The following is a 14,739-nucleotide window of genomic DNA, read 5'->3' as shown; positions in this document are numbered from 1 at the left end:
GGCATGTTCTGCGTCAGCTACAGCGCCGATGGATCAGAACAAAAAATACCTCTGCGCCATCGGCAGCACCGTGGCCGGTTCGCAGGTGAGCAATTCGCCGTCGGCGCGGACTTCGTAGGTTTCGGGGTCGACCTCGACATGCGGGGTGGCGTCGTTGAGCACCATCGAATGCTTGCCGATGCCGCCGCGGGTGTTGTCGACGGCGACCATCTGCTTGTCGACGGAGAGCCGGCCGCGCAGGCCGGCATCGAGCGCGGCTTTCGAGACAAAAGTCACCGACGAGTTGGTCATCGCCTTGCCATAGGCGCCGAACATCGGCCGGTAGTGCATCGGCTGCGGTGTCGGGATCGAGGCGTTGGGATCGCCCATCGGGGCGGCGGCGATCATGCCGCCGATCAGCACCATTTCGGGCTTTACGCCGAAGAAGGCCGGGTTCCACAGGACGAGATCGGCGCGCTTGCCGACCGCCACCGAGCCGATTTCGTTCGACAGGCCATGCGCGATGGCCGGGTTGATCGTGTATTTGGCGATGTAGCGGCGGACGCGGAAATTGTCGTTGTCGCCGGTCTCCTGCGGCAGCGAACCGCGCTGGCGCTTCATCTTGTCGGCGGTCTGCCAGGTGCGGATCGCCACTTCGCCGACGCGGCCCATCGCCTGGCTGTCGGACGAGATGATCGAGAAGGCGCCAATGTCGTGCAAAATGTCTTCGGCGGCGATGGTCTCCTTGCGGATGCGGCTTTCGGCAAAGGCGATGTCTTCGGGGATCGACGGCGACAGATGATGGCAGACCATCAGCATGTCGAGATGCTCGGCCAGCGTGTTGACGGTGTAGGGCCGGGTCGGATTGGTCGAGGACGGGATGACGTTGGGCAGGCCGCAAACCTTGATGATGTCAGGCGCATGGCCGCCGCCGGCGCCTTCGGTGTGGAAGGCGTGGATGGTGCGGCCCTTGATCGCCGCCACCGTGTTCTCGACAAAGCCGGACTCGTTCAGCGTGTCGGTGTGGATCATCACCTGCACGTCATAGTTGTCGGCGACCGACAGGCAGCAGTCGATTGCCGCCGGTGTCGTGCCCCAATCCTCGTGCAACTTAAGCGAGCAGGCACCGCCCAGCACCATTTCTTCAAGCGCGGCCGGCAACGACGCGTTGCCCTTGCCCGACAGGCCGATGTTCATCGGGAAGGCGTCGAAAGACTGGATCATGCGCGCCAGATGCCACGGCCCAGGCGTGCAGGTCGTCGCCAGCGTGCCATGCGCCGGTCCGGTGCCGCCGCCGAGCATGGTGGTGATGCCTGACATCAGCGCCTCCTCGATCTGCTGCGGGCAGATGAAATGGATATGCGCGTCGAAGCCGCCGGCAGTGAGGATCTTGCCTTCGCCGGCGATGATCTCGGTGCCGGGACCGATGATGATGGTGACGCCATTTTGCATGTCCGGATTGCCGGCCTTGCCGATCGCGGCGATGCGTCCGTCCTTGAGGCCGATATCGGCCTTGAAGATGCCGTCTGATGCATCGACGACGAGCGCATTGGTGATGACGGTGTCGACCGCGCCTTGGGCGCGGGATACCTGGCTCTGGCCCATGCCGTCGCGGATGACCTTGCCGCCGCCGAATTTCACCTCTTCGCCATGAAGAGTGAAATCCTTTTCGACCTCGATGAACAGTTCGGTGTCGGCAAGCCGCACCTTGTCGCCGACGGTCGGGCCGTACATCTGGGCATAGGCGGCGCGGGTGATTCTAGCCATCAGCAATTGCTCCCGAAATACGGCCCAAAACACAGCCGGTCGAAGCCCGGCCCCACATTGTCGCCATCCTATGGTCACGCAATGACCCGCTGAGCGACACCTTCCGATCCCATTTAACGTTTGAGGTGGCCGGGTCACCCCAAAACGACCGTTCGCCAATCGATGGAAAGGAAGATCCATGCGCAAAATGATAAGTCTCGCGGCCGCCGCCACCCTCCTGCTCGCGACCGCTGCCAGCGCCCAGCAACAGCCGGCGCCGCAACCCGGCGAGCCGCCGGCTTCGCCCGCTCCCGCGGCGCCCGGCGCTCAGCCGGCTCAGCCGGAAGTGCCGGCGATTCAGACCGTCAACGTCGTCGACATCGAGGAACTGCCGGAGGAAACGAAGACGAAGGTCAACGAAGTGATCGCCAAGCGCGGCGAGGACGGGCTGCAGAAATTGCGCAGCTCGATCGACGCGACGCCCCAGGTCAAATCCGCGCTCGAAGCCAAAGGACTCACCTCGGCGCAAGTGATCGCCGCCAGCATGGATGCCAATGGCTCGCTGACCTTGATCACCAAGAAAGCGAGCTGACGATACGCTGTGGCGGGCCGGCACAAGGTCGGCCTGCCGCATCCGGGAGGGAACCTTCGCATGGCGGAATACGTTTCGACTTTTTAGCCTAGAAACGAGTCTCGAAAGAGGCTCTGAGAGCGAGCGATGGCGATTACCACCTTCCCCGACACCAGATGGCTGCATATGATTGCCGCAACTGCGTTTCTCGCGGCGAGCGCTCCCCAGACGGCGCTGAATGCGCAGGGCCTTGAAGGCCCTGAGACCCAGAACAAGATCATCGGCTCGGAGGTCGGCCAGGAAGAGACCAACACCGCTGTGGAAGCCGGCAAAGTCGCCACGGCGATCGACCGGACGCGTGAAAACATCGGCACCGTGCGCAAGACATCCAAGCTCGACAAAGTCGATATCGTGTTCCTTACCGACGCCGCGCGCACGGAAGGCGGTCTGCCGCCGGCGATAGAAAGCAAGGTCGAACAGCATCAGGACGAGATTGCGGAACTGCGCCAGGAGATCGAGGCAAACGCATTGCTGTTCAACGCCATCGACTCTCGACGCGTGCAGACCGAAGACGTTCTCGCCGTGGAATTCGACGATCCTGGAAAGGTCGTCATCTACGCGGCGGCCAAGCCGCCCAGCTGAGCCGAAATTGCTCGACGCCTTGGATCTCACAGCGCGCCCATGATCTTCTGCTGGAACCCGTAGACCTCGCGCTTGCCGCCGAGCGGCACCAAGGTGACGTCGCGCTCCTGGCCGGGCTCGAAGCGCATCGCCGTGCCGGCAGCGATGTCGAGGCGCATGCCCCGCGCCATGTCGCGATCGAATTTCAGCCCCTCATTGGTCTCGAAGAAGTGGTAGTGGCTGCCGACCTGGACCGGCCGGTCGCCGCTGTTGGCCACTTTCATGGTGACGGTCGGCTGGCCCTTGTTGAGTTCGATTTCGCCGCCTGCCGTGATGATTTCGCCCGGGATCATCGCCAGCCTCACAAGACGCCGAAGACGAGGCCGGCGGCGAGAAGCAGGATCGCCGAGAGCGACGTGCGTTTGATCGTTGCGGGGACCATCGAAATGCCTTCCGTTATCAGGATCGTGCCGTCACGCGGCCTTGCGGGCCGGACCGCAGCCTTCGGCCTTGAGGACACGCTTTGTCGAGGCGGGATGTTTGTTCAGCATCGCTGCCGGGCGGATCGGGCGCGCTGAAAAATTGCCGCTGCAATTCGGGCAGACGCCGCCCAGCACGTTTGCCGCGCAATCGGCGCAGAAGGTACACTCGAAGGTGCAGATCAGCGCATCCATCGTCTCAGGCGGCAGGTCCTTGTCGCAGCATTCGCAGTTGGGGCGCAGTTCAAGCATTTTCCTCTCCTCACCTTATCGGTTCATGCACGGTCACCAGCTTGGTGCCGTCGGGAAAAGTCGCCTCGACCTGGACGTCGTGGATCATCTCGGCGATGCCCTCCATCACCTGCGCGCGGGTGACGACATGGGCGCCGGCCTCCATCAGCTCGGCGACCTGGCGGCCGTCGCGGGCGCCCTCGACGACGAAGTCGGTGATCAGCGCGATCGCCTCCGGGTGATTGAGCTTGACGCCGCGTTCGAGCCGCTTGCGCGCCACAATCGCCGCCATGGCGATGAGCAGCTTGTCCTTTTCCCTTGGCGTCAGGTTCATGCGTATCCCAGGAATGACATAATCGGAATCAGAGTGACCATAATTTGGGCAGACCCGCCCGTCCGTTGAGCAATTCGACGAGCGGAACCAGCCGCTTGCGGAGCTGGTAGCCGTCCTCGGCAAACAGCCTCGCAAGAAGCTTGCCAGATTTCTTCACGCTCCAGACGCTGGCGTCGCCCTGGCCGCCGATGATGCCCCGGGCCGGATCGAGCAAAGTCTCCACCCGCGGTGAGATCATCAGCACCGTCGCCATGGCGATGGCGCCGCCGGCCACGGCGGAACGGCCCAGAATGGCCGCAATGCCGGGCCCGATGCGGAAATCCTCGGCATGAACGAGCGCTCCGTCCTGGCTGACCCGCCAGCGGTCGTGGAAGCTGCCGTGCGCCGCGCGTTCGCCCATGGCGAGGCGGCCGAAGACGGTCGCCTCGAGCACCAGCGCCTCGGCACCGGCGGCAAGCTCCAGGTCGAGCCTGCGGGCAAAGGCCGATCGATCGAAGACGATGGTTTCCTGCGGCAACCAGGCGATGCGGCCGCCGGCGCCGACCGTCAGCTTCACCCGCACCTCGGCATGATCGGACGCGGCGCGGTAGATTTTCTCGCAGGCCTGGGTGGTTATGGTGGCGGAGGCGCCGGCGCCGACATCGACCTCCCAGCCGAGGCGGTCGCCGCCGGTCAGCCCGCCGGCGGTGTTGATCAGGACGGCTTCGAGCGGATCGGCCGATACGGCCGGCATGCGGATCTTGGCGGAACCATCCTGATAAAGCCGCCGAAGACGCGTGCGGTCGCCATTGCTGTCACAAGCAAGCCGCGCCGTTCCGGCGACGCGCTGGGCCGGCGGGACAAAGGTCAGGCCACGTTCGATCATATCCATGGCGCTAACGATAACCACACCGCCGGCTTTGTCGACATATAGCTTGTTGCTTGACAACGTTTCGGTTTCTATAGAGGAGCCGTCTTGGTACGGTCACACAGCGCCTGGCTGGATAAAAGGCGACGGTGACGATCTGAACCTGGGGAAAAAGAGGCGCTGATCAGTTGGCGTCGAGAAACGACAAGGGTTGGGGAAGGAACCGAATGGCTGACCAGCTGGCAACGGACATCATCGAGAAGATCAAAGCTCATGCCGAGCCCGGTGGCGAAGAAATCACCACCAGCACCGAACTGACCTCACTTGGCATCCATTCGCTGGAACTGACGGAGATCATCTTCGACCTCGAGGAACAGTATGGCATCGAGATCGAGATGAACACGGTCGATGCCTGGAGCAACCTGAAGAACGTCGGCGACATGGTCGAGGCGGTTCGCGCGCTGATCGCGAAAAAAGCCTGACTGAATGCACAAGCGCGTCGTCATTACCGGCATCGGCGGCATATGCGGGCTCGGCACCAATGTGCCCGCGATCTGGGGCGAGATGCGCGCCGGCCGCTCGGCCATCGGCCCAATCGTCAATTCGGAGCTGCATGACCTGAAAATCAGGGTCGGCTGCGAAATCAGGACGCTTCCCGATCACGGCATCGACCGCAAGCAGGTCGTCTCGATGGACCGCTTCAGCCTTTTGGCGACGATCGCCGCGCGGGAGGCCGCGCAACAAGCCGGGCTGAACCCGCACGCAGCCAACACCTACCGGATGGGCGCCATCGTCGGCGTCGGCGTCTGCGGCTGGGAGGCGATCGAAGAGAGCTATCGCGCCATCCTGCTCGAAGGCAAGAACCGCACCGGCATCTTCACCGTGCCGAAAGTGATGCCGGGCGCTGCGGCCGGTCATGTCAGCATGAATCTCGGCCTGCGCGGGCCGGTCTTCGGCATCACCTCGGCCTGCTCCTCGTCCAACCACGCCATTGCCTCGGCGGTCGACCAGATCAGGCTCGGCCGCGCCGATGTCATGCTCGCCGGCGGCACCGATGCGCCGCTGGTCTGGGGCATCCTGAAAGGCTGGGAGGCGCTGCGGGTGCTGGCGCCCGACACCTGCCGGCCGTTTTCGGCCGATCGCCAGGGCCTGGTGCTCGGTGAAGGCGCCGGCATGGTTGTGCTGGAAACCTACGAGCATGCCATGGCGCGCGGCGCCACGATTCTCGCCGAAATTGCCGGCGCCGGCCTTTCCGGCGATGCCTCCGACATCGTCGCGCCGACCATCGAAGGGCCGGAGGCGGCAATGCGTTTCTGCCTCGTCGATGCCAGGCTCAACCCGGAAGACATCGATTACATCAATGCGCATGGCACCGGCACCAGGGCCAACGACCAGATCGAGACGGCGGCGATCAAGCGCGTCTTCGGCGACCATGCCCACAGGCTTTCGATCTCCTCGACCAAATCGATGCATGCCCACTGCCTCGGCGCGTCGGGCGCGCTGGAGCTGATCGCCTGCGTGATGGCGATCCGCGAAGGCATCGTGCCGCCGACGGCCAATTTTCGCGAAACCGACGCCGATTGCGATCTCGACATCACGCCGAATGTGGCGCGCGAGCGCAAGGTGCGCGCGGCGATCAGCAACGGCTTCGCCTTCGGCGGCACCAATGCGGTGCTGGCGTTCAAGGCGGTCTGACCGCAACCGAATCATCCCGATAGGGCGAAGCTCTTGCCACTCGCCACGACCGCGCGATTCCGCGCGAAAAAATCCGCCCAGGAGTTTCGATGACCGACCTGTCCGCCTTTCCGATCGCCACGCGCTGGCCGGCCAGCCATCCCGACCGCATCCAGCTCTATTCGTTCCCGACCCCGAACGGGGTGAAGGTGTCGATCGCGCTGGAGGAGATCGGCCTGCCCTACGAGGCGCATGCGGTGAACATCGGCAAGAACGAAAGCTGGACGCCGGAATTCCTGTCGCTGAACCCCAACGGCAAGATCCCGGCGATGATCGATCCGGACGGCCCGGGCGGCAAGCCGATCGGGCTGTTCGAATCCGGCGCCATCCTGCTTTATCTCACCGACAAGACCGGCAGGCTGGTCCCGGCCGACCCGGTGCGGCGTTACGAAACGATCCAGTGGGTGTTCTTCCAGATGGCCTCGATCGGGCCGATGTTCGGGCAGGTCGGCTTCTTCCACAAATTCGCCGGACGCGAGATCGCCGACAAGCGGCCGCTGGCGCGCTATCGCGACGAATCGCGGCGGCTGATCGGTGTGCTCGAGACGAGGCTGAAGGGCCGCAGCTGGATCATGGACGACGATTACACCATCGCCGATGTCTCGATGCTGGGCTGGGTGCGCAATCTGATCGGCTTTTATGAGGCAAGGGAACTTGTCGGCTTCGACGACTTTCGCAATGTCGCGGCATGGCTGGAACGCGGCCTTGCCCGGCCGGCGGTGCAAAAGGGTCTTAGTATCCCCGCCCGGGGCTAGCTCAACAGGCCGCAGGCGCCGAGAAGAGGCTGGGCCTATTTTGCCTTGGTTTTGGGTTTTGAGCCGCCCTTGCCCATGACGGAAGCGGCAAGGGATGCAGCGCTCCTGGCGGTGGCGACAACCGCACCGGCTGCCACATTGGCCGTCGTCTTGACCGTGCGCATTGCACTGTCTGCCATGGAGCTGCCACCGCTTGCCGATTTCCTCGGCTTGGCGGGTTTTGCCGTGGCCTTGGCTGCGGTCGGTGTCACTTTCTTCGGTGCTGCCTTGCCAAAGGTGGGCTTTGCCGCATCCTTGGAGCGGGCGGCGACCGCCGGGCCAGCGCCTGTCTTTGATTCAGTTGCCTTTGAGCGAGTTGCCCTGCCCTTGCCGGGCGCAGGCTTTCTTGCGTTGGTTGCCATCGGAGTTGCCATTGGACAGTTTTCCTCATGTCAGCATCATTGCCGTATCTGACATAACGGCCGGAAAGTCCTAAGGTTCCGGCGCGGGTTGTCCCGCAAATCAGGCGTGATCGCCGATCACCAGATCGGCGGGGCGGCGGCGGGCAAGCACGCGGTCGATGTTGGGCATGTCGTTGTAGGCGATCCAGGCGCGGGCGTCCTCGTCGGAGCGGCCATGCTCATGCCATCGCTCCAACAGCCGGCGCTCGAGCTCGGCGCGCGGCACATCGACGAAGATCGAGAAATCGAACAGCGGCGCCAGCCGCGACCAAGGTTCCTCGTCAAGCAAGAGATAATTGCCTTCGACCAGGATGAACTTGGTGTCGGCGGCGATGATCGAAGCGGCCGCGCGAGAGAGCTCCATGCTGCGGTCGAACACCGGAATGGCGATATCGGGCTCGGCCGCGCGGATGCGCTTCAGCAAGGTTTCGAAACCGGCAAAGTCAAAGGTCTCCGGAGCGCCCTTTCGCGCGCGCAGGCCGCGCTGCTCGAGCACGGCATCGTCGTAATGGAAGCCATCCATGGGGACGATTTCGGCCGCGCCTTCCGGCAGCAGTTCATGCAGGCGGGCTGACAGCGTCGACTTGCCGGCGCCGGGAGGACCGGCGATGGCAACGACAAAGCGCGGCGCCTTGCCGGCGCGCTTGAAGATGGTGGCGGCGAGATGAGCAGTCTCGGACATGAGTGATTCCGCAGGTGAGTTCCGGCAGCATTCTGGCGACAGTTTGTGGAAATTTCAAACCGGCACTGGTATGAAGGCCGACCAATTGTCGAGGTCGGCGCCGCTGCCCCCTCATCCGGCCGCTTCGCGGCCACCTTCTCCCCGTTGGGGAGAAGAGAGAAGCGTCGGCGCTGGCGATCTCCTCTCCCCTCGGGGAGAGGTCGGATTGCCCCGAATTGCCCTTCGCAATTCGGTTGGCAATCCGGGTGAGGGGGCAGCGCCAACGCTCGCAATAGGAGGGCTAACTCCAACCGGAAGCGCCGCCCACGACACAGCCCAATCAGACAGGAACGGCTTGGCCAATCCGCAGGAAATCGCCGTCGAACGGTACTTCCCGCGTCGAACCGTCAGCAGCCGCAATGCGCATATGCCCCTGCGCGGTGACGATGTCGCGCGGCGGCTCGCCGCCAGATAAGGGCAGTGCCCCGATGACGTGGCGGAACGAGACATTGCGGCCTTGGCCAAGGGCAAAGGCGGTGGCCACCCCTTCCCGCTTCAGCCAGTTGTCGCCCAGCGAGGCGGCATGGCCGAGCGCCGTGCGGCCGTCCTCGATGCCGAGCACGCCGCGATGGCGGCCGCTCCACGGCGCGTAGTCGCGCCCGCCATTGCTGATCCACAGCATGGTGACCGGCAGTTCGGCCGGGTTCTTCAACACCAGCACGAGATCGGCTTCCGCCTTTCGCGCCAGCGCGGTCCAGCCCGGCCCGCCATGGTCGGCCTCGACCAGCGTGACGAAATCCTCTCGGCTCTGGTCCATGCGATAGTCGGTCAGGTCGAGCGTGCCGCCAGCGGCGGCGGGAAAACGCGTCAGGTCGGCGGAACGCGCGGGATAGGCGAAGCGGAAACGGCCGCGGGCCGGATCGGGCTCGAGCGGGTCGTCCGGCGTTGCCGCAAACCGCTTCGGCGAAAAGGCCAGCTTGCCGCCGTCCTTCATCGCCGTCATCGGATGATGGGCGACGGAAATCGCGCCCGAACCACCGGAAAAGACATGCTCCTGGTAGAGAAAGGGATGATCGTCGCGCAGGGTCAGGATCTTGTCGACCGTCGCGCCCATGACCAGGTGCTGCAGCCTGAAAACGGCGCGCCAGCCATCGACCGTCGCCTCGGAGGCGACGACATCCCAGCGGCTGTTGGCCGGCCAGCCATGCAAGGGTGCTTCCTCGACATCGCTGCGCGAAAACGGCGCACAGAGAAAATCGCCGGACAGGCGAACGGTGCCGGCGGGCAGATCTTGCGGCAGCGTCTCGCGCGGCTCGTCGATCCACGGCGCGCGATGCAGCGGCTTTAGCCGGCGCCCGTCGATATCGACGGCCATGTCGGCGAGATGGCCGACGGTGAGATCGACCGTTACCGAAATGCCCTTGGCCTTGATCGTGAGCGTATCCATGGCGCACCTGCTGATTCTGCCGGCGCCAGCAAACCCGCTCGGTGCCGGTTACGCAAGCTGGGTGATGGGCATTTCACGTCAGAGACAGCGGAGCACCCTGTAGGAGCGATCATTGCCGGCTGGCGGCGCTGCCCCTCATTGCCCTGCCGGGCATTTCTCCCCGTAAACGGGGAGAAAGAGGCTGGCCGCAATGCCGGCGCTCTTCTTGCGAACGCTGGTGATTGGCGAAACCGTCTATGACAGCGCCCCTCTCCCCGTTCTACGGGGAGAGGATGCCGGCAGGCAGGTGAGGGGCGGCGCCAACGCCAGGAGCGTGGTGAATGACCGGTGTTAACGAAATAGACGGCGCCGTTGGGTTACGCTAGTTTCCCACTCGTTTCAGCAACGGCTTACCTTCAAAACAGTGTCCCACCCGCACCTCTTTCCGTTCATCAAAAGATTTGCCGCGGCGCTGGCGCTGCTGGGGCTCGTTGCCGGCTGTGCGACGACGCCGACGGAGACCATGCTGGCGGTGCCGGCGCCGGCGCAGAAATATGCGGCTATCGTCATCGACGGCAGCAGCGGCAAGACGCTGTTCGAGGCCAGTTCGACGGCGCCGCGCTATCCGGCGTCGCTGACTAAGATGATGACGCTCTACCTGCTGTTCGAGGCGCTGGATTCCGGCCGTGTCAGCAAGACGACGCTGATCCCGGTCTCGGGTAACGCCGCCAGGCAGCCGCCGACCAAGCTGCGCTTCAGGCGCGGCGAGACGATCGACGTCGAATCGGCGATCCGCGCGATCACCGTCAAATCGGCCAATGACGTGGCGGTCGCCGTCGCCGAATATCTCGGCGGCAGCGAACAGGCGTTCGCCGCAATGATGACGGCCAAAGCGCGCCAGATCGGCATGCGCAGCACCGTCTTCCGCAACGCCTCGGGCCTGCCGGACGTCGCCCAGCAGACGACGGCGCGCGACATGGCGGTGCTCGGCACAGCGCTGCGCGCCCGCTTCCCGCAGCATTTCCACTATTTTTCGGATAGCGACTTCATGTTCCGGGGCAGGCTGGTGCGCGGCCACAACGACATGCTCGGCCGCGTCCGCGGCGTCAACGGCATCAAGACAGGTTATATCAGGGCCTCAGGCTTCAACATCGTCACCTCCTACGATGCCGACGGCCGCCGGCTGATCCTCGTGGTGATGGGCGCCGACAGCGCGCGCCAGCGCAACGACCACGTCGAAGCGCTGATCCAGCGCAACCTGTCGCCGGCATCGAACACGACGACAAGGCTGCTGTATGCCGGGGAGCAGTGAGGGCTCGGTTCCGGAAACTCCATGAGTGAGCGAATAATAACCGTTGGTAGGCAAGTGTTCGTAGTTTAGTTTTGTCTATTAGGGCAGCGGTGTTCTTCATATTGGGATAGCCGCACGGAGGCAAAACCAGCTTGGCTGTCAAGATTGTGGTCGCGGTGACGGATGGAGATTGGTTTAAACAGCTCCGCCGCCAGCCTGATTTGACCGAGGTTAATTTCTGGTCGCCATCGCCAAAGGCGTTTCGCGCTTTGCGGCCTGGTGAGCTCTTTCTGTTCAAGCTGCATGCACCGATCAACATGATTGTGGGGGGCGGGGTCTTTGCCTCCTCTACAATCATGCCGCTATCGTTGGCGTGGGAGGCGTTCGGAACGAGTAATGGCGTTACAAGCTTACCGGAAATGCGATCCCGTATCCTCCGATATCGCAAGCTCGATCCGCACACGGCTGGACCTGTCGAAATCGGCTGTCGCGTTCTCACGCAGCCCTTCTTTCTTGATGAAAGCCGCTGGTTTTCGCCACCGTCGTCTTGGTCAAAGAACATTGTTTCGTTCACCACTTACGGGACTGACGGCCCCGAAGGAGCGGCACTGTGGAATACAGTCCAAGATGCAATGGTTCCGGCTGTTTCCAGCACGGGGTTTTCTGAAGAAAAGTCGCGATTTGGCGAGCCTGCGCTGATACGACCGCGCCTCGGCCAGGGAGCTTTCAGGCTATTGGTGACCGATCTTTATGACAGGCGCTGCGCCATCACGAAAGAACGCACCCTACCGGCTTTGGAAGCCGCCCATATTCGTCCCTATGCCGAAGGCGGAGAACATTCGCCAAGCAACGGGATTCTGATGCGGCGAGACATCCATAGCCTGTTCGATCAAGGGTATGTAACGGTCACACCAGATCATCGTTTTGAAGTGAGCAGACGCATCCGCGAGGAGTTTGAGAATGGTCGGCATTACTACGAGCTGCATGGATCGGCAATTACCGTTCCTTCGATGATCAGCCAGCAGCCCGACGCAAATGCCTTGGCTTGGCACAATAATAACCGATACTTCGGATAGCTCGCTCACTCTCGAACAAAATCGGTCGCTACATCCCGCCTCGGCATGGCCGATGCGCGTAGCAGAAAACGGGCCTGCGACCTCTGCCGCTCGGAATTCGCGCAACCTCCCACTTGACCGTTGAAGCGCGCGCCCGCATCAGATAAGAAGCCGTGGCTGGCCGGTTTACCCGGCTGGTTCGTTTTCCGGATCGCCGATCCTGAAGGCACCCGTAGCTCAGCTGGATAGAGCGCTGCCCTCCGAAGGCAGAGGTCACAGGTTCGAATCCTGTCGGGTGCGCCAGTAAAATACGGACCTTCAAACTAACCACACCAAGCTGTTGGGAGCTCGATCATGGGCGATTCCGACAATACCACGCCTTTGCCTTTCGTCACGTGCAGGAGAACTTGGCGCGCAGATTCGAGCGGCACGCGCGCTAGTGCGTTGGAGCGCAAAGGATCTCGCAGATGCCGCCAGCTTAGGGGTGGCGACTGTTGCGCGGAATCCGACGCTGGGATCCCATCGATCACCTCGGCGAATCGAAAGGCGATTCGCACCGCACTTGAGGCGGCAGGCATCGAGTTCATTCCAGAAAATGGCGGCGGCCCAGGTGTAAGGCTTGCCCATCGATTTGATGGCGGATAATTACCTGACGGCGCCGTTGCCTCTGCGACGCACTGCGTGAAATTTTCTAGCGACGACGACGACATGGTCGACCAGGGCACGTGGTCCGTCTGTTTCGAGCCCTAGCGGATATACGCGGAATGCACTCGAACGAACCCGCATTTGATGACCGGTAGCTACTTGAGTTCCAGATACGGAGTTCGGGCTAACCCATGAAACTGTTTGATCAGGTCGTCACAAACGAAAAGCTCCATCCGCAGTATGTGAGCTTGCGGGACATGTTTGCGTATGCGCCGGCACGAGGGATAATTGACGAGCTCACAGAGAAGCTGGTCGACGTCGACGGCAACTTCGTTGAGCAGTTCCAATCAACGGGCTTTGACGCTCGCACCTTTGAGCTATTCCTCAATACCATGTTTGCCGAGCAGGGACATGAGGTCGTGCGCGACTATGATCGCCCAGACTTTCTGTTGCGCAGAGATGGCGTTGAAGTTTTCGTAGAAGCGGTGACCGCCAATCCCCCTGGCCAAGCGAGTGGTCAGCCGTACCAAGCTTTCCCCGAACCGAAGACACTGGCGGAGGCTTCTCTCTATCACCTGAACGAGGTGCCTATCCGTCTAGGTAGCCCACTCTATTCAAAGCTCAAGAAAAAGTACTAGGAGTTGCCGCATGTGCAGGGGAACCACTCATCCTGGCTATCCAAGATTTCCATGCACCGGGTTCTTTGACGAACAGTTCATCGGCGCTTTCCATGTATCTCTTCGGTGCGATGGCCACCTGGTCGAAGGACGAGACCGGCTCGCTTTCGGTGAGCACGTCAAAGATCGAGAAACATATCGGCTCGAAAGAGGTTCATTCAGGATTCTTCTCCCAGCCAGGGGCCGAACACATCTCGGGCGTACTCTTCGCTAACAGCGGCACGATCGGCAAGTTCAACAGAATGGGTCAATTGGGAAAACACCATTCGAATGAAGTGCACGTATTCCGCTACGGCACGCATTACAATTGGGACCCAAATGCCACTAAGCCATTTCCGTTTCTATACGAAATTGGCGACCCCGAAGTGCCGCCTGAAAGTTGGAGACAGGGTACCGAATTTATCCGCAACCCTCATGCGCTCAACCCGCTTCCAACTGAGTGGTTGGGGGCCGCAGTGGAAACCACGTTCGCGAACGGACAGATAGTGCCGTTGATTGCTCAAGGAGAGGATTTTCTCCCTTACATGTCGATGACCACGCACTTCCCTTCGACGGCGTCTAATGAAGCCATCAACCAGGCATTGACGCTGCAGTTCGAGCCGCTTCGCATGATGTTCGGATAGTTAGCAAAGGTACTAGCCAAGCGGGAGCGACTATCACGAGGTAGTCTGGGTCGCAGCGCTCACGGGAGGATCATCCGCATGTGAGACCGCCAATACGGTCGAGATAGGACGGCCATGCTGAACGAATCCCAACCGACCAGACACGTCAGTCGGCGCGGCGCTGTAAGCCACTCGGGCTGGCCGGCACAAGTCTGATTGGCAATGGTTTAGTACCGCCTTCATGCGTGTTGAACCGATCGACAGGCAAGCGCGTCTTTTTGCCGAACTCGGCGCAGAGCTGCGCTCTGCGATCGATCACGGGGGCTTGAGAATTGTCTTGAAGAAATCTTCCGCGTGCTGGTTGAGATCAGTCAGGCCGAGTCTCCCTGAATTGCTCCGACGACGACGACATACAGTCGTTCGCCACTTGCTGCGGGCAGGTTCGACATCGACGCATATTTTTTCTTTCAAGCTCGATCTACACCGCGCGTCGATGGACTCGATAGACCGAAGCCACGTGACCAAGCCGTGGACAAGCTTTGGGTTTCGCTTCTCAGTACGGGCGCCACATCCGTGAAGGGGAATTGCCGGACGATGACGAAGCCGAGCTGGTTGTAAGCGTTGCCTGTGCTGTGTGCATCTTTC

18 protein-coding genes, 1 tRNA gene and 1 pseudogene are annotated in these 14,739 nt (G+C 62.2%); 12 read left to right on the top strand and 8 right to left on the bottom strand.

All coding sequences use genetic code 11. The features are described from left to right. Positions 1-33: 33 nt before the first annotated feature. Positions 34-1,746, bottom strand: a complete 1,713-nt coding sequence (ureC, locus tag BQ8482_RS02390) for an urease subunit alpha (RefSeq protein ID WP_123146114.1) — start codon at positions 1,744-1,746, stop codon at positions 34-36. Positions 1,747-1,924: 178 nt separating this feature from the next. On the opposite strand from ureC, the gene BQ8482_RS02385 reads away from it, so the two are divergent. Together BQ8482_RS02385 and BQ8482_RS02380 are read left to right on the top strand one after the other, a co-directional pair. Next, positions 1,925-2,317 (top strand): hypothetical protein, encoded by a 393-nt coding sequence (locus BQ8482_RS02385; protein ID WP_123146113.1) that lies wholly within the window; start codon positions 1,925-1,927, stop codon positions 2,315-2,317. A gap of 126 nt (positions 2,318-2,443) precedes the next feature. Further along, positions 2,444-2,938, top strand: a complete 495-nt coding sequence (locus BQ8482_RS02380; protein ID WP_123146112.1) for a hypothetical protein — start codon at positions 2,444-2,446, stop codon at positions 2,936-2,938. A gap of 26 nt (positions 2,939-2,964) precedes the next feature. Here the strand turns inward: BQ8482_RS02380 and BQ8482_RS02375 are convergent, their stop codons facing one another. From BQ8482_RS02375 to BQ8482_RS02360, 4 genes are all read right to left on the bottom strand, one after another. Continuing rightward, positions 2,965-3,270, bottom strand: coding sequence for an urease subunit beta (locus BQ8482_RS02375; protein WP_123147320.1), 306 nt, complete (start codon positions 3,268-3,270; stop codon positions 2,965-2,967). Between the two features lie 120 nt (positions 3,271-3,390). After that, positions 3,391-3,648, bottom strand: coding sequence for a DUF1272 domain-containing protein (locus BQ8482_RS02370; protein ID WP_123146111.1), 258 nt, complete (start codon positions 3,646-3,648; stop codon positions 3,391-3,393). A 10-nt stretch (positions 3,649-3,658) separates the two neighbouring features. Then, positions 3,659-3,961, bottom strand: a complete 303-nt coding sequence (locus BQ8482_RS02365) for an urease subunit gamma (protein WP_023801505.1) — start codon at positions 3,959-3,961, stop codon at positions 3,659-3,661. Positions 3,962-3,989: 28 nt separating this feature from the next. Continuing rightward, a complete protein-coding gene (locus tag BQ8482_RS02360) occupies positions 3,990-4,832 on the bottom strand; it encodes an urease accessory protein UreD (protein ID WP_123146110.1) in 843 nt (280 codons plus the stop codon). A 203-nt stretch (positions 4,833-5,035) separates the two neighbouring features. Here BQ8482_RS02360 and BQ8482_RS02355 point away from each other — a divergent pair, with 203 nt between their 5' ends. The 3 genes from BQ8482_RS02355 to BQ8482_RS02345 all read left to right on the top strand — a co-directional run bounded on the left by BQ8482_RS02355 (position 5,036) and on the right by BQ8482_RS02345 (position 7,297). Further along, positions 5,036-5,290, top strand: a complete 255-nt coding sequence (locus tag BQ8482_RS02355; protein WP_010912831.1) for an acyl carrier protein — start codon at positions 5,036-5,038, stop codon at positions 5,288-5,290. 4 nt (positions 5,291-5,294) lie between these two features. Further along, positions 5,295-6,503, top strand: a complete 1,209-nt coding sequence (locus tag BQ8482_RS02350) for a beta-ketoacyl-[acyl-carrier-protein] synthase family protein (protein ID WP_123146109.1) — start codon at positions 5,295-5,297, stop codon at positions 6,501-6,503. Between the two features lie 89 nt (positions 6,504-6,592). After that, positions 6,593-7,297 (top strand): glutathione S-transferase family protein, encoded by a 705-nt coding sequence (locus BQ8482_RS02345; protein ID WP_123146108.1) that lies wholly within the window; start codon positions 6,593-6,595, stop codon positions 7,295-7,297. Between the two features lie 35 nt (positions 7,298-7,332). On the opposite strand, the gene BQ8482_RS38950 is transcribed toward BQ8482_RS02345, so the two are convergent. After that, positions 7,333-7,476, bottom strand: coding sequence for a hypothetical protein (locus tag BQ8482_RS38950; RefSeq protein ID WP_244602600.1), 144 nt, complete (start codon positions 7,474-7,476; stop codon positions 7,333-7,335). Here BQ8482_RS38950 and BQ8482_RS38945 point away from each other — a divergent pair. Next, positions 7,475-7,750 carry a hypothetical protein gene (locus BQ8482_RS38945; RefSeq protein WP_244602599.1) on the top strand — a complete coding sequence of 92 codons (276 nt, stop codon included), beginning with the start codon at positions 7,475-7,477 and terminating at the stop codon, positions 7,748-7,750. The two genes, BQ8482_RS38950 and BQ8482_RS38945, sit on opposite strands and share 2 nt — an antisense overlap. A gap of 48 nt (positions 7,751-7,798) precedes the next feature. Here BQ8482_RS38945 and BQ8482_RS02335 read toward each other — a convergent pair whose 3' ends face one another. Beyond that, positions 7,799-8,419, bottom strand: a complete 621-nt coding sequence (locus BQ8482_RS02335) for a nucleoside triphosphate hydrolase (protein WP_123146106.1) — start codon at positions 8,417-8,419, stop codon at positions 7,799-7,801. 319 nt (positions 8,420-8,738) lie between these two features. Further along, a complete protein-coding gene (locus BQ8482_RS02325; RefSeq protein WP_123146104.1) occupies positions 8,739-9,845 on the bottom strand; it encodes a hypothetical protein in 1,107 nt (368 codons plus the stop codon). A 403-nt stretch (positions 9,846-10,248) separates the two neighbouring features. On the opposite strand from BQ8482_RS02325, the gene BQ8482_RS02315 reads away from it, so the two are divergent. From BQ8482_RS02315 to BQ8482_RS02290, 6 genes and pseudogenes are all read left to right on the top strand, one after another. Then, the gene (locus tag BQ8482_RS02315) at positions 10,249-11,136 is read left to right on the top strand and encodes a D-alanyl-D-alanine carboxypeptidase family protein (protein WP_123146103.1); all 888 of its coding nucleotides are present in this window, start codon (positions 10,249-10,251) and stop codon (positions 11,134-11,136) included. Between the two features lie 131 nt (positions 11,137-11,267). After that, positions 11,268-12,191: an HNH endonuclease gene (locus BQ8482_RS02310; protein ID WP_123146102.1), complete on the top strand. Its 924-nt coding sequence runs from the start codon at positions 11,268-11,270 to the stop codon at positions 12,189-12,191. Between the two features lie 205 nt (positions 12,192-12,396). After that, positions 12,397-12,473: transfer RNA gene (locus BQ8482_RS02305), tRNA-Arg, on the top strand. A 67-nt stretch (positions 12,474-12,540) separates the two neighbouring features. Further along, positions 12,541-12,815, top strand: a pseudogene (locus BQ8482_RS38940) (helix-turn-helix domain-containing protein). Positions 12,816-13,006: 191 nt separating this feature from the next. After that, a complete protein-coding gene (locus BQ8482_RS02295) occupies positions 13,007-13,453 on the top strand; it encodes a hypothetical protein (RefSeq protein WP_123146101.1) in 447 nt (148 codons plus the stop codon). Between the two features lie 92 nt (positions 13,454-13,545). Continuing rightward, complete coding sequence (locus BQ8482_RS02290; RefSeq protein ID WP_123146100.1) at positions 13,546-14,115, top strand: hypothetical protein; 570 nt, start codon at positions 13,546-13,548, stop codon at positions 14,113-14,115. Positions 14,116-14,739: the final 624 nt, after the last annotated feature.

The organism is Mesorhizobium delmotii (assembly GCF_900149755.1).
Lineage (GTDB): Bacteria > Pseudomonadota > Alphaproteobacteria > Rhizobiales > Rhizobiaceae > Mesorhizobium > Mesorhizobium delmotii.
This window is presented reverse-complemented; position numbering and strand designations above follow the sequence as displayed.